This is a genomic window from Dysgonomonas sp. Marseille-Q5470 (assembly GCF_951230145.1).
Lineage (GTDB): Bacteria > Bacteroidota > Bacteroidia > Bacteroidales > Dysgonomonadaceae > Dysgonomonas.
This window is the reverse complement of the sequence record NZ_CATNVE010000007.1, coordinates 164,748-178,370: the sequence shown is the minus strand read 5'-3', so window position 1 is coordinate 178,370 and position 13,623 is coordinate 164,748. Positions and strand designations below refer to the sequence as shown.

Here is a 13,623-nt window from a genome sequence, read left to right as displayed (position 1 = left end):
TCAACCGACTTTCACGCGGATTCCATAGTGAAAATGTACAAGAAAGTTTACAACTGAATTGTACCATCGACTTGCCGACAGTGATACGTCCCATTATCGGAGTTTTACCCGATTTGTCGGGACTACTTTTTTTGAGGTAGAGTAATACCTTGAATTTTTCTGTTTTCATACACTTATATTTTTATTATCCTTTGCCGTTGTTTTGCAACGGCAAAGTTACTTGTTATATAAGTGCTCTTTGGTGCGTAATTATAAGCAAATCAGAACATAATAAGTTCGTTTGTTCGCATCTTGTTACCTGTTTTAATTTAGTAACTGAGTGGTTAACGACTTAGTAACTGAAGTATGTCTAAGATTTGCTTAGATTCAAATTTTACGAACTTCCTAAATTTAAGCAAATGAGCTAATTTCAAGACTGTTACCTATTGAAGTATTGCGATTTGCGTATATGCCTTTTCTTGTGTTTTTTTCACGTTGCCCGTCATAGCTATGCAACTTCGGTCTGTTTGGCAAATGGAGTTAGTATTGAGAATGTAGCTAAAATGTTAGGACATTCCAATATCAGTATGACAAAACGATATGCTCGTGTATTGGATCAAAGCATTCTAAATGATATGCAGAAAGTGGGAAGTAATTTATCTAGCTCTGCGGTGTAATAATAGGCAGTATATCTGCTTTGTAAGGTACTTTTCTGTTAAGATTAGCACCTTTTTCATATCTTTACCATTATATCCTGTCAATAAATTCTTTAATGAACTGCTTATTTGATATATTTTCAACAAGAGAAATCGCCTTAGCTATATGGTTTCTCATCTTTTTACTTTTTGTGTCTAGGACAAAAAGTGTTAGACATTCCATAGTTGGTGTTTTCAAAGCTCTTTTTGATAGAAAGCTTATTCTGGCTTTTAGTTTATTATTGCTAAATATAATAATTATAGTTTCTATTTTATCGCATTTAGGATTCTGGAACATCTCTTTATTAAAGGATACGTGCTTATGGGTGTTTTTTTCAGGATTCGTCTTGTTCATGAATGTCAATAAAGTTGAAAACCTAAATTATTTTTCAAGGATTATAAAAGATAATATCAAAGTTCTCGTTGTTTGGGAGTTTCTGTTTAATTTCTACACTTTAAGCTTAGCCGGTGAGCTTATATTTATTCCCGTAGTGTGTGTGTTTTCTATTATAGGAGCTTTTGCAGAACATTCTTCAGCGCAAGAAGAAAATTATAGAAAAGTTGTCATTTTATGCAAAAACATCTTAGGGTTGATAGGGCTTGGTATGATTGTGTATGTTATATATAAAACTATAACCGATTATGAACTTTTATTCTCTCTCTCAAACATAAAATCCTTCTTATTGCCCATCCTATTAGGAATACTAACATTGCCGTATTTTTATCTTCTAGCATTATTTATGAGGTATGAAAATTTATTCATTCGAGTGAATAGTTTTCTAAGATATAAAGGAGAAAAACAGGTGAAAGATGCAAAAAAAGAGATTCTGATTTCTGCAAACATAAGTCTCACAAAACTTTTCAGAATTGATAGAAATTTTATGTCTTTAAAAACAACTGATAATATTCGAAAGCAAGTGAAGGAGATAGCAAAAAAGCCTTTACATAAAAAAGGGATAATAAGTAATAATGCAAAAATTGAGTTGTTCAACGATATAGAAAGAAGTCGAGGTGTATTGTCTAAAATTGGAATCGGAGATTTTTCGGAGTGGCGCAATATTGGTACATCTTTTCAAAGTATTACTCCTTATTTCGAATTACCAGATTCTTATAAAGATTCCTATGTGGGTTTGCCAAATAACATTGCATGTTATCTGTCGGGTGAGGAAACACATGTAAAACAATTGAATTTAACCTTAAATCTAAATAATAAGAAACAAAAAGAATCAGCATTATCCTTATTAAAGGATTGCATAAAAAAAATATTTGTTTTTCTAAACATTAACACTATCAATAGCATTATTGTCTCTATAGACAACGAAAAAGAATTAATATTTCAGACAGAACAATATTCATACAGACTAAGTATTTACCAATATGGCCATATGGATGTATGGGAATTTATTATTGAAACTAAAGAAAATGAATGAAATAAATTTTACTTTTTTCTCTTTTGAGGGTACATTAACCAGTTTGAAAGACTAAGTTTTACAAGTTGTAATGTTTTTAATCTCATTATCCAATCTTGGTGCTCCAGATTCATTTTATTTTCGTCTAATGACAAATCATAATCACCAGAAAACAATTGATTTTGATGAGTTATCTTGGATCGCAAGTTATAAACTTCTCTATATGTTTGAGTTGATTTATCGCTTCCAGCTACAAATTTTCTTAAAAATTCAACGAATTTTGTTTTGATACCCCAAATTGGTCTTCCACATTTTGGACATGGATACGGAGAATCTTTAATTGTTTTACAGTTATGGCATTCAAAAGTTATTTCATCATCTGCAACTTCTAAACTGACTAACCCTTCTATGGCAGAAACAAATGATAGAAAAGCTAAACTTCTTTTGTTATCTTGAATATCAATTCCGTCACATGTTAAGAAAACGCATGACTTTACTTTCTGTAAAGTTTTCTGAGAGAGGGCAAAATAGTTATCTAAACAATTTATAATGGTTTCTGGAAATCGTATTCTCCCTTCATGGTTTTCTACAGGATTATTTGTAAAATATTGATAATATGGAGACATTAATGGTGTTTCTGGATATTTTTGCTCCGATAATTGTCCAATTTCAAGTTCTTTCTTTAAATCTGGATATATGTATCCTGCAATGGCCCAAAAACTACTCTGATTATTATACAGTATTTTTTGTTCTTCGCTCAAATTGTCAAATCCTATATTGGGTGTCATAATTGCCCATTCATTCCTATCTGATAAATATTTAAAGAACCTATGATTTGTCAATACTGACAATAAATTTATGAGCTCAAATTCTCTTTTCTGTTGGGCTGCTAAGTCTTCGAATATATCTATTTCTCTTTCTTCATCATCAAAATCGATATAATATTCAAGAAATAAAGGAAAATGTCGTGCATAAGGGTTTATAGGTGCGGATTTAGAACTGATAGGCAACAGTTGAAAAACATCTCTGTATCTAAATTGCGTTTTTAACGGGGTTTTTGAAAAAACAATTCTTCTATAATACTTTCTCATAACTTTGTTTTGTTATATAATCTTTTGTAAAAATACTCATAAAAAAAGACCTATAAGTAATTTTATAAGTCTTTCTTAAATGCTCATTTAAAACAAATTATGTTATTATTGGCAGACATTGGATTCTATCCATTTTAAAATTTCCGACTGTTTGTATAAAATCTTTCCTTTAATCTGAATGAAAGGGATTTTACCCGTATCCCGCCAATCCTGTAACGTTCGGGATGAAACGTGAAGCATCCGGCAAACATCACGATTTGACAGAAATTTTTCGCCATTCAGGTGTGGAGTACGGTTTTTAAGGGCTTGCCCGATAGTATCCAGTAACTCATCCAATCCCGTGAAGAAAGAAGCTATTTCCGTTGATTTCTTATCTAATATTTCCATTGTGGTATCTTTTAGTTCCGCAAATAGTCGCCCAATGCAGAGATAGTTAATATATCCAGTTTCGTATCATAGCTGATAGCCGTCCGTTTCAAATTGTAGTTAATAAAGAAACCCTCCTCTTCTTCCTGAATTTCATAGGTAGCAGGGTTTGCCTGTTTGCTCGTCTCGTTCATGTGGATAATGCTAAGTAAATAGCTGTTCCCGTTTTTGTATATAATAACTGTCGGATTCAGGTTTATGCTTTCCCAATTACCGACCAACCTATCTAAATTGAATTTCTTTGTTTCCATTATTGTTTCTTGTTGATTTGTGATTGACTGATTAAATTCTCAACATCCGATACCCGGTAATAGCATTTGCGTCCAATCTGTGAATAAGGTAGTATCCCGTTATCCCTGTATGACTGTAATGTTCTCGGCGATATTTGCAGGAGTCCGCAAACATCATCATTGCCTAACCATTGTTCTTTATCCTGATTCTCCCCATATAGATTTTTTATCTGTCGGGCAAAATCTTCAAAACGTTCTTTCATCTGCTCGAACGCTTTGCTTTCGATTGCTACTATATCCATATTAAAATATGTTTTTACTTATTACTGAAATTATTCTCATTGCAATGAATTTCAGGCAAAGGAAAGCAGATTTCAGGCAGGTTTTAAGAAATGGGATGCAAAGGCTGAAAGTGGCTGTAACTGGCGCAAACACTCAATCCCCAACAACATATTTTTTTCTTTTTTTAATTGATATACATCTCATTCATGTAGGGAATAGATAAGACAACACTTTTTAGAAATTTACTCTTTTTGTGAAGCAAAAAGGAAGAAATTTCTAAAAACCGCTTGCGGCTTGGTGTTGGCGTTCTATTCCCGGAATTTACCTTTGTAAATCAAATAAATAAAGAATCATACTATCTCCTATCTTGAAAATATGATAGGAGATTCTTCACTGATATTGCATAATTATAACCGTCTATCGAATAGAAACCTAATTTTTCGGCAAATGTCCTGCTCTTATCGTTGACGGATTCTATCCCGATATACTTAAAGCCGTATTTTAATGCTATTTCTGCTAAGAATCTAACGTAATGAGAGCCATGCCCCGAACGTCCTTTCCGAAAGCTGATTCGGGCTATAATCAGGCAATCAGGTGGAAACAGACTTTCTATTCTTCGGATACGCAGATACAAATCTATTCGGCTGTTTCTTCGGGTGGCTACTACGTTATCAGGTGTGAGATATACAAGGGATAGACGATACTTAAACCGCTTCATCAGGTATATATCTATTTCTTTCCGTATTTCTTCGTATTCGTTCATATATCTGCGGTTTATGATTCCCTAAATCCTCGCTTCGGTTTCTTTTTTATTTTCTTTTTCACGGGAATTTGCTCCTCCTCTTTATTGACATCAGGAGTAAGCAAGCCTAACGCAGAGGATAAACCCAAATCAGGGATATTGAAAGATTGTTTATCTTCTTTCTTATTATCCTGATTTACAGATTGTATATTTAAAAGGTTGTCATCTTGTTTATATGCAACCTTGTTTTCAGTCTGGTCTGTCTGAATATCTGTATTTTTTCTTTCATCGGAAATCTGTTGTTCTTGTACGCTTAGTTGGTCGGATATCGTTCCGTTCTTCATCGTGTTGTAATACTCAAAGGATTCTGTTAGTTCCCGTTTGTAGCCGAATAGATTGTCAAATCCCTGCTCTACCTGTTGGAACAGGCTTTTTCTATCAAAACCGCCCTTAACTGTTCCTTTATAGGTGTTTTTGTGGTTGGTAAGCGGGGATAGCTTTTTCTTATTAGATTGGTCTTTCCGGCTGACAATCAAATGACAGTGCATATTTAATTCGTTATTAGACCTGTTCCGGCTGAAATGTATCTTTCCGTAAAATTTTATATCTTCTGCCGATAGTCCTTTGTTGAAATTCTTGGCATATTCAGGAATAACGATTTCACGGATATACCGTTTCATGGCTTCGGCTTGTTCCTGTTCGGTATTACCCATTATTTTGAGTTCTTTTTCCGATGGGCTTACATGAATAGCGTAAAACTTGGCATCCGTTTTTAATAACTGACCTATATTACTGTCTATATCTTTTACGACCTGTGATTTGTATATATTATCATCTGTTAGATTGAAAAAACCTTCGGTATAGATTCCCTGCTCCATACGTTCTAAATCTTCATGCTCGCAATAATCCGCTAATCTCCGGCTACTACCTGCATTGTTATACGTGCCTTTGGACGGTGGCGGAAAATCTATATTCATGGGGTTACTCGTTTATCAGGTCGTTTATTTCGGCTCTGAGACTATCTTTCCGCTTGCCGTCCATAACTCCGCAAGTGGCAAGTTCCGAATATAGAGAAATCAACTTCAAAAGCTTGTTGTTATTTCGCTCCTGCTTCTTTGACGCTAAGTTTATGACCCCGGCAAGGTCATTGATTTGTTTGGCTTGATTGTTAATTACAGTTGCATGTTGGTTGAAAGTCTCGGTTATCTTTTTCAAAACATTGTCCTGTAATTCTCGTGAGGTATTTATTTCCGAGGTTATCAATCCGTTCTGTTCTTTCATGGCAGTATCGAAGCGGGTAGCGATTGAATGGCTTGTGCGTATCATCGGATTAAGCTGGTCTTCCTCGTACTTCCGAATGAAACGTATTATATCATCTTGCCGTTTGTTAATCTTGGATAACTCCGACTTTACCGATTCGGGAGCATCGGCAGGGTTGATATGGGCTTTCTCCAGATACAGGAAAGCCAATTTCACTATTTCCCCTTTTTTCAATGAATAGCGTTTACAAAGCTTCTCGATTAACTTATCTGTTTCCCCTTCTATAGCTATTGTTGTAAATACGATATTTCTATTCTGTTTGGTCATAGTTATAACTATTTTATAGCTATTTATACATCTAACTTGCTAACATAGAATTGTATATCAATTCAAGTTATAGCAAGTGATATAACTGTGCTTTATCCTAAAGCACTAAAGCCGAAGGTTTTGCCCCGCAGGGCAAGAGGGAAGAACAGGACTTGTCCAGTTCCCTCTTGCTCAATTTAGCGAAATGAACAGAGCCGGTAGGCGAAGTTGTTTCTGCTAAATGCGGAGCCATTACTTGAAGGTGTAAATTAAAACAAGCCTTCATTCGCTTGCGCCATTCTGCTTAAAACATAAAAAGCAGAATCATTCATCTTTTTCATCATTATTATCTGTCGGATGCTTCTTTTCAAAGTCCCGATAGGTTTGAAAATCCATATGCTCACGGACAAAGTGGCGAACATCATTTACCCGGTAGTAGGTTTTATGTCCAATTGCAAAATAAGGGAGTTTCTTACTTGTTCTATAACGTTGTAAAGTCCTATACGATACTTTGAGAAGAAAGGCTAAGTCTTGGTTGTCGAGAATCTTTTCGTCTTCTTCAAACACATCGGATGTGTTAATCAAAGACTTCAAGTCCTGACCGATTTCCGTTAACTTTTTGGATAGCTTTTGCATCCATGTTTCAAAATCTTCGTTATTAATATACATATTACTTCATTTTTCAAATTAAACATTCTTATTTTCAATCGATTGATGAAGTAAAGCTCTGCAAAATGAAGTAAATAAAATAGGGGAATCCCTATTGACTCCCCTAAATATAATTGGTAAAGTATTAAATATCAAAAATTTATAAATTCATCTTGTTTCATTTTGTTTGCTGACTTTCACGAACGATAAGATTTTTTCAGAAAATCCAATAGCTTTTGCTAGATCATCAGATTTTACGGTTTTATTAAAAATAGGATAAAAATCAATTGAGTTCAGTTGAATTAAACAAATAAACTTAAGCTATTAGTCGCAAAGATAGGATATCTTAAGAACAAGTTTTTGCCTAAATACCGGATTGGGATGATTTATTTATAATTAGAGAATATGTGAAACCATATTTCTATTATGCATCATGAATACGGCACAATAGAAATAAATCATTATTTTATTTTGTCTTTAAAATATAGGTTTACTCTATGGATAAAAAGCTGTTGAAACGCTATATCTCTATATTAAAAACTCTTAAAATATAGGACTAAATTATGATTTTAAGTATGAAGAAGGTGGTGTACAAGCTATTGATACTCTATCCTCCAATCCAACAGTGATAAAAGGCCCAATAACATAGAATCTTAAAACATTCTGTAATACTGATCCGGACTAAGATTTAAACTATCTAGCTCTTTTGCCGCATTAATGGGGAAATATGGATCTCTTAATAGTTTACGTCCTACAAATATCAAATCACACTGCTGAGTATCCAATAATTTCTCCATTTGAGAAGCTTCAGTAAGAAGTCCCACAGCACCAGTAATCAATCCGCTTGCTTCTCTGATACGATTAGCAAAAGGAACCTGATAGTTTACAGAAACAGGGATATTGGCATCAGGAGTAAGTCCACCCGCAGAAACATCAAGAACTTCTACTCCTTTCTCTTTAATCAACTTGGCCAATTGAACCGACTGATTTAAATCCCAACCTCCTTCAACCCAATCTGTAGCAGAAATACGAACCCATAAGGAAATCTCATTATTTATATGAGGACATACAGCATCAATAATATCAAAAAGAATACGTGTCCGGTTCTCAAAACTGCCACCATATTTATCCACTCTCATATTCGTTAAAGGGGGCAGAAACTCATGAATAAGATAGCCATGAGCTGCATGTATTTCTATTATTTTATAACCTGATTTTATCGCACGGATTGTTGCATCTTTAAAAGCGGTAATTATATCTTTGATCCCAGCTTCAGATAAAGCAGACGGAGGGTTATCTACTGCATAAAATGGAATTGAAGAAGGTGCAACCGTAAGCCATGCATGCTCACCTTCTTTAAGTTGTACTCCTCCTTTATTTGGTAAACCACAACTGGCTTTTCGTCCTGCATGAGCAAGTTGAATGCCCGGGATAGCTCCGTGTTCTTGAATTGTAGCTGTTATCTTTTTAAATTCTTTGATATGTTCATCTTTCCAGATACCCAAATCTGCATAGCTAATCCGCCCTTCTGGAAGAACCGCTGTTGCTTCTTGTATAATTACTCCTGCTCCACCAATGGCTCTTGTTACGTAATGTATATAATGCCATTCATTTGCAAATCCATTAATAGAGGAGTATTGACACATCGGAGACATTACAATCCGATTTTTGACTGTAATATCCTTAATTTGTAAAGACGTAAATAATTTAGACATATATTTTATGTTTATGTATCTACAATATGAGAAATACGACCATAGTTTAGTCTTACTTTCACCCTGAAAAAACATAGGACTAATGACTGATGCTCCTCCTTACAAAGATATATCTTTACATAAACACCTTAAGGTAAAATAGGGGAACCCCTATGGAATTCCCTAAAATTAATTTGCAAACATCTAAATATCAATTAGTAATAGAATCATCTTTTTTTATCTTGTTTTTGCGGATGATAAGATTTTTCAGATAATCCAATGCTTTTGTCAGATTATAAGGTTTTCTGCTAAATATTCTACTTTTGGATTTGTACACATCTCCAAAATTAAAGTTGAAAGCATTTTCCAACGTTTTAGCAATATGGATAAATGGGGCTGGCTTTCCTTCCTCATCTACAAATTGATGGGATAATTCAATGGAAACAGCAAATTCTCCCAAACTATCAATCCCCAAACCTTGTGGCTTGGGAATAAAATAAACTTTTGGGGTTTCAGATTGAAAATTATTGGAGAACCTATTAGTTTGTGGGGGTATAAGTTTCAATAGTTCAATTTCAGATTCAAGATACCAGATAGCCTTTTGGATGTATCGATTTTTAAGCGCATTTTTCCCCCTGCTCGCATAAAATATTTGTTTGTAATGTCTTAAACTCTATACGAGTAAGATTCAACCTCCGAAAGACTACGGAATACTCTGTTTCGGACTGATTCGGAACAATTTGTTCTACAAAATTCTCATAGGCACTTTTCATTACTTCATTTGAAATCTCTTGTGAGGTTTCACATAATAATGCGAATAGTCTCAATTCTTTTAAGTCATTCATAAGCATAATTTTTTAATAGTGAATATTAATCAACAGACCTAAGTCTGGTTTTATGCCGAATGAGTATAATTAACAATTATGCGAATTACTGTAATGATATTCCATTCATAGATCTATTGAGTATGCTAGCTGTGCTTTCCTTGGCCGCAGCAATGATTAAATTTGCGACCTCTTTGGGATGCGAGATAAAAACAGCATGGCTGGCTCCTTCTATTTCAACGGTTGCACTTTTTGCTCGTTCGGCATACATACGCTCCAAATCAGGATTAATAATACGATCAGATGTAGCAACCATATACCAACTAGGCTTAGTTTTCCATGCAACATTGTAAATAATAGCCTGAAAAACTTCATCAGCTGTAGGTGTTTGAGAGTTAGCCATAAATTCGGCTTTTTGTTTAGGGAGATCGGCCGCAAAATCTGCGGGAAACAATTTAGGATCAATATAATCCCATCCATCCTTTCCTTTTATTAATAATTTATATGCAGGTGGATATTTTTTGACAATATCTGCTCGTGATTCTCCATCATCGGGAACATGCGCAGCAATGTATACTAATCCCATTACATTAGGGTGGTTTCCTACTTCTGAAATAATAGCACCTCCGTAACTATGTCCCACTAATATGCATGATCCGGATTGCTGATCTAATATACGTTTAACAGCCTCTACATCTCCATTAAAGGTCGTAAGGCTATGTTGTGTAACTATTACTTTATACCCTTGATCGGTAAGTATATCATGAACAGACTGCCAACCCGAGCCATCGACAAAGGCTCCGTGAACTAGTACAATATTTTTAATACCCAACGTATCCTGCGCCTGAATACAATTGAAAATAGCAGCAGTGAAAAGGAATGTCAGTGTGCATAAAACTGTTTTAAACTTATTCATATTCATTAATTTATAAAGTGATTAGGACTCTTTACCTTATATGCTTTTTAGATATACTCTAATTATGAGATATCAGGCAATTACATTCTTTTTATAGTTTACATATTCGAGAGAATCCATAAAAGAAAATTGCATCACAAATATATCGAGAAAATGATATATATTTGTAACCAGTATAACAAAGTATATCAGATATGAAACAAGAAGAATTAATTGAGAAAAAGAGAAATCCACAAGAAGAAATGCAGGCTTTACAAGATACTCTTTATGCCATAAGTGGGAAATGGAAGATTCCAATCATTAATTCCATTTGCAATGGAAACAAACATTTTCGTGAAATAGAACGGAGTATTCCTGGAATAACAACAAGAATGCTTTCAAAAGAATTGAAAGAGTTGGAGATGAATAAATTTATTTGCCGTACCGTATATCCAGATATACCTGTGACTATTGAATACACATCCACAGAATATTGCAAATCTCTCGGAAGTGTCATTATAGAAATGATAAAATGGGGAAAGGCTCATAGAGAGCTAATTCGGAAAGGATAAAACGACAAATCAGGAATAATTATATATTTGTTTAATATTCCTGACTTGTAGATTGTTGATAGGTCAAAGATAGACCGAAGGTTATAATTTTTTCATTTCTAATAACTATTTGTTAATTTTGAAAGATTGAACTAAAAAAGACAAAAACATTCTAATCGGAAGAATTTTTCTTAATGTGAGAATCGTTTTTGCATCGTTCCCCACTATTGTCCGAAATTTCTTATTGCGTCCTGTCGCAATTTTAAATATAGCTTTAACAATTACATCCCGTTTTTTTGTATCTGCTTTCCGGGTTGATTCCATCATCTGTTGCTCAACAATTTTTGTTATTTTATCATATGCTGTTATGGTTCCACCTTTTGCAAAAGATGTATTGTTTACGAATTCAGAGTAAAACCCTCCAGGTTCAACAAGTCGCAAATCTATGTTAAACGGTTTAAGTTCAACATATAGTCCTTCAATAAGCCCTTCAAGTGCAAATTTTGTCATATTATATACCGATCCTAATGGTAATGCAGCACTACGCCCCATAACAGAACTGATATTTATAAACATTCCGTTACTATTTTGACGAAAGTGAGGCAAAAACTCCATTATTACATTGGTAACACCTCTCACATTAACGTCTAGAGCTTTATTAATATCAGTTCTATCTATCAGTTCTAATGCTCCATAAGTGCCAACACCTGCATTGTTGAGTACAACATCTATTTTTCCAAAGGTATCTATTGCATCATTTACTGCATCTGTAACTTCATGAGGATTTGTAACATCCAATTTGAAAAGTTTAATGTTTTCATAATAAATCAACTCCTTTTCTTTTTCTGGTGACCGCATGGTCGCTGCTACATTCCATCCATTTTGAGCAAAATAAATAGCAGAAGATTTCCCTAATCCAGAACTTGTACCTGTAATGAAAATTGTTTTGTTTGACATAATGTTTTTAATATTATTATTTTTCACAAAGGTATTATATACTTGATATACTTTTGTAACTGATATAACAAAGTATATCAAATTTATTATTGGATTTATTTGAAAGAATAGAATTGTCTAACTTGTTTTTTAATAGGAGATAGATAGCTATTAGTTAGTTTTTATGTTTTATTAGATACTTCTCTTCTTATTCTTTGAAAAATGAATATAACAAAAAAAAATCGTATAAAAGAACTATCAAAATTTCCAAATTATGACGATTTCTCTTATATTTGTTATAGGAAATGTGATGTGAAGAATTTCGCCGCAAAGCAGAGCAGAAATTTGGTGGAGCGATAGCGGGAGATTACTTCTTTTTCGAAAACTTATCTATAAGAATATAAGCCACTTAAATCTAAATGACGATTTCTGGTGGCACCACGTTAAAAAAGACAGTTACAATTTGTAGCTGTCTTTTTTTATTGTCAAAAAGGTGTTTTTTTAAGGGTGTAAGTTAAACCAACAATAGGATGACAGACGACAGAAAGTACCGTATGTTTGTTCTCAGAGATTTTTTAGTGCAAGGATATGAATTTCTGGATTATTAGAGTTAAGCTACGAGTAATTTGTTGTAAAAATAAAATAATAGTTTTCCTCAGATAAAATAGATTAGTATTTTTACATATTACTCTATTAATAATTTGGACTATGAGGAAAGTTATTATTATGTTTTTACTGTGCTCATCCTTTAACTATTCATATTCTCAGTTTAATATATTGGAAGAAGCATACAAAAAAAAGTCAGAAAAGAAGCTTGAAGATTTCTTGGATCATTGGCGAAAAGATATTTTGCCAATTTCAGATAAAGAATATCAAGCCTTATTGACTACAGAGAAAGCTGTATATGATGTGTTTTATGCTTTTTATAATCCAATAGACTTGCAAAGAATTGGAAGTTCTGAGTGGGGAGATACTATATATCAGAACACAAAATATATAATCATTCAGCATAATCTTCAGTATAGAGTTCAAAATAAAGTATTTTATACTGAAGACGAGAAAATAATAATTTACAAAAAGCTATTGAAAAAGGAAGGACAAGATGGTATTGACAGTTTAAATCTACAAAAGATACCTGCTTTTGCAGAAGAAAGATTAATGAAAGAATTATTAGACAAAGATATCATAAGCACTGATACTATTACTAATTTTAGACCGAATATTTCTTTTAGAGGTAAAGAAGTTGTATATCTAAGTCCTTCATACAATATAGAATTAACAACGTTTTTAGGCACTCGTATTAAGAAGAATAAAGAAGCTCTTAATTATTTATATTATTTGTCGGACAAAGAGGTAGCTAAAAGACAATGTTTTCTTGAAAAAAAGATAAAAATATGGAGAGGACACTGGGGAGCATATTGGCAGCTTTTGACATACCCACAAGTGTATACTATAGTCTTTGATAAAGAAATGAACTATGCTAAATTATTCTTTAGACTTGTTTATCAAGGAGGAGAGGCTTATCTGAAAAAAGAGAATGGTAGATGGAATCTAATATCTTCTAAATTAACATGGATAGAATAATAATAGCGATAGATACTTTCTATTGTATAAAAATATAGATAATATTGAAAACCAATATAATCTAGAAAATA

17 protein-coding genes and 1 pseudogene are annotated in these 13,623 nt (G+C 33.4%); 4 read left to right on the top strand and 14 right to left on the bottom strand.

The annotated features are described in order from the left end of the window. Positions 1-169: Arm DNA-binding domain-containing protein (locus QOX35_RS12675; RefSeq protein ID WP_283687227.1), on the bottom strand; the 169-nt coding region annotated here is incomplete at its 3' end. 301 nt (positions 170-470) lie between these two features. On the opposite strand from QOX35_RS12675, the pseudogene QOX35_RS12670 reads away from it, so the two are divergent. Continuing rightward, positions 471-656, top strand: a pseudogene (locus tag QOX35_RS12670) (tyrosine-type recombinase/integrase); the annotation flags it as partial. A 95-nt stretch (positions 657-751) separates the two neighbouring features. After that, positions 752-2,104 carry a hypothetical protein gene (locus QOX35_RS12665; protein WP_283687224.1) on the top strand — a complete coding sequence of 451 codons (1,353 nt, stop codon included), beginning with the start codon at positions 752-754 and terminating at the stop codon, positions 2,102-2,104. Positions 2,105-2,112: 8 nt separating this feature from the next. Here QOX35_RS12665 and QOX35_RS12660 read toward each other — a convergent pair whose 3' ends face one another. From QOX35_RS12660 to QOX35_RS12605, 12 genes are all read right to left on the bottom strand, one after another. Beyond that, positions 2,113-3,174, bottom strand: a complete 1,062-nt coding sequence (locus QOX35_RS12660) for a hypothetical protein (RefSeq protein WP_283687223.1) — start codon at positions 3,172-3,174, stop codon at positions 2,113-2,115. A 105-nt stretch (positions 3,175-3,279) separates the two neighbouring features. Continuing rightward, entirely contained in the window at positions 3,280-3,561 is a 282-nt protein-coding gene (locus QOX35_RS12655; RefSeq protein ID WP_283687222.1) for a helix-turn-helix domain-containing protein, read from the bottom strand. Between the two features lie 11 nt (positions 3,562-3,572). Further along, positions 3,573-3,851 carry a DUF3876 domain-containing protein gene (locus QOX35_RS12650; protein ID WP_283687221.1) on the bottom strand — a complete coding sequence of 93 codons (279 nt, stop codon included), beginning with the start codon at positions 3,849-3,851 and terminating at the stop codon, positions 3,573-3,575. Beyond that, positions 3,851-4,132 carry a helix-turn-helix domain-containing protein gene (locus QOX35_RS12645; protein WP_283687220.1) on the bottom strand — a complete coding sequence of 94 codons (282 nt, stop codon included), beginning with the start codon at positions 4,130-4,132 and terminating at the stop codon, positions 3,851-3,853. Before QOX35_RS12645 ends, QOX35_RS12650 begins: the two co-directional genes overlap by 1 nt. A gap of 335 nt (positions 4,133-4,467) precedes the next feature. Then, on the bottom strand, positions 4,468-4,875 hold the full coding sequence (locus tag QOX35_RS12640) for a GNAT family N-acetyltransferase (RefSeq protein WP_283687219.1): 408 nt from the start codon (positions 4,873-4,875) through the stop codon (positions 4,468-4,470). An 11-nt stretch (positions 4,876-4,886) separates the two neighbouring features. Continuing rightward, the gene (locus tag QOX35_RS12635) at positions 4,887-5,831 is read right to left on the bottom strand and encodes a DUF5712 family protein (RefSeq protein ID WP_283687218.1); all 945 of its coding nucleotides are present in this window, start codon (positions 5,829-5,831) and stop codon (positions 4,887-4,889) included. A 4-nt stretch (positions 5,832-5,835) separates the two neighbouring features. Continuing rightward, the gene (locus tag QOX35_RS12630) at positions 5,836-6,441 is read right to left on the bottom strand and encodes a BfmA/BtgA family mobilization protein (RefSeq protein WP_283687217.1); all 606 of its coding nucleotides are present in this window, start codon (positions 6,439-6,441) and stop codon (positions 5,836-5,838) included. A gap of 303 nt (positions 6,442-6,744) precedes the next feature. Next, a complete protein-coding gene (locus tag QOX35_RS12625) occupies positions 6,745-7,089 on the bottom strand; it encodes a helix-turn-helix domain-containing protein (RefSeq protein ID WP_283687216.1) in 345 nt (114 codons plus the stop codon). Positions 7,090-7,721: 632 nt separating this feature from the next. Next, the gene (locus QOX35_RS12620; protein ID WP_283687215.1) at positions 7,722-8,783 is read right to left on the bottom strand and encodes an NADH:flavin oxidoreductase/NADH oxidase; all 1,062 of its coding nucleotides are present in this window, start codon (positions 8,781-8,783) and stop codon (positions 7,722-7,724) included. Positions 8,784-8,973: 190 nt separating this feature from the next. Continuing rightward, positions 8,974-9,327 (bottom strand): hypothetical protein, encoded by a 354-nt coding sequence (locus QOX35_RS12615; RefSeq protein ID WP_283687214.1) that lies wholly within the window; start codon positions 9,325-9,327, stop codon positions 8,974-8,976. 52 nt (positions 9,328-9,379) lie between these two features. Continuing rightward, on the bottom strand, positions 9,380-9,607 hold the full coding sequence (locus tag QOX35_RS12610; RefSeq protein WP_502846770.1) for a hypothetical protein: 228 nt from the start codon (positions 9,605-9,607) through the stop codon (positions 9,380-9,382). 85 nt (positions 9,608-9,692) lie between these two features. Beyond that, complete coding sequence (locus QOX35_RS12605) at positions 9,693-10,502, bottom strand: alpha/beta hydrolase (RefSeq protein WP_283687212.1); 810 nt, start codon at positions 10,500-10,502, stop codon at positions 9,693-9,695. A 194-nt stretch (positions 10,503-10,696) separates the two neighbouring features. On the opposite strand from QOX35_RS12605, the gene QOX35_RS12600 reads away from it, so the two are divergent. Then, positions 10,697-11,053 (top strand): winged helix-turn-helix transcriptional regulator, encoded by a 357-nt coding sequence (locus tag QOX35_RS12600; protein ID WP_283687211.1) that lies wholly within the window; start codon positions 10,697-10,699, stop codon positions 11,051-11,053. 105 nt (positions 11,054-11,158) lie between these two features. Here the strand turns inward: QOX35_RS12600 and QOX35_RS12595 are convergent, their stop codons facing one another. Further along, positions 11,159-12,016, bottom strand: coding sequence for an SDR family oxidoreductase (locus tag QOX35_RS12595; RefSeq protein WP_283687210.1), 858 nt, complete (start codon positions 12,014-12,016; stop codon positions 11,159-11,161). Between the two features lie 729 nt (positions 12,017-12,745). Here QOX35_RS12595 and QOX35_RS12590 point away from each other — a divergent pair. Next, positions 12,746-13,552 carry a hypothetical protein gene (locus tag QOX35_RS12590; RefSeq protein WP_135105147.1) on the top strand — a complete coding sequence of 269 codons (807 nt, stop codon included), beginning with the start codon at positions 12,746-12,748 and terminating at the stop codon, positions 13,550-13,552. Positions 13,553-13,623 lie beyond the last annotated feature (71 nt).

Coding starts and splice junctions, on each gene's coding strand:
- QOX35_RS12645 (WP_283687220.1), bottom strand. CDS start 4,132: ATGGATATAGTAGCAATCGAAAGCAAAGCGTTCGAGCAGATGAAAGAA.
- QOX35_RS12665 (WP_283687224.1), top strand. CDS start 752: ATGAACTGCTTATTTGATATATTTTCAACAAGAGAAATCGCCTTAGCT.
- QOX35_RS12655 (WP_283687222.1), bottom strand. CDS start 3,561: ATGGAAATATTAGATAAGAAATCAACGGAAATAGCTTCTTTCTTCACG.
- QOX35_RS12625 (WP_283687216.1), bottom strand. CDS start 7,089: ATGTATATTAATAACGAAGATTTTGAAACATGGATGCAAAAGCTATCC.
- QOX35_RS12620 (WP_283687215.1), bottom strand. CDS start 8,783: ATGTCTAAATTATTTACGTCTTTACAAATTAAGGATATTACAGTCAAA.
- QOX35_RS12660 (WP_283687223.1), bottom strand. CDS start 3,174: ATGAGAAAGTATTATAGAAGAATTGTTTTTTCAAAAACCCCGTTAAAA.
- QOX35_RS12610 (WP_502846770.1), bottom strand. CDS start 9,607: ATGAATGACTTAAAAGAATTGAGACTATTCGCATTATTATGTGAAACC.
- QOX35_RS12630 (WP_283687217.1), bottom strand. CDS start 6,441: ATGACCAAACAGAATAGAAATATCGTATTTACAACAATAGCTATAGAA.
- QOX35_RS12605 (WP_283687212.1), bottom strand. CDS start 10,502: ATGAATAAGTTTAAAACAGTTTTATGCACACTGACATTCCTTTTCACT.
- QOX35_RS12635 (WP_283687218.1), bottom strand. CDS start 5,831: ATGAATATAGATTTTCCGCCACCGTCCAAAGGCACGTATAACAATGCA.
- QOX35_RS12650 (WP_283687221.1), bottom strand. CDS start 3,851: ATGGAAACAAAGAAATTCAATTTAGATAGGTTGGTCGGTAATTGGGAA.
- QOX35_RS12600 (WP_283687211.1), top strand. CDS start 10,697: ATGAAACAAGAAGAATTAATTGAGAAAAAGAGAAATCCACAAGAAGAA.
- QOX35_RS12640 (WP_283687219.1), bottom strand. CDS start 4,875: ATGAACGAATACGAAGAAATACGGAAAGAAATAGATATATACCTGATG.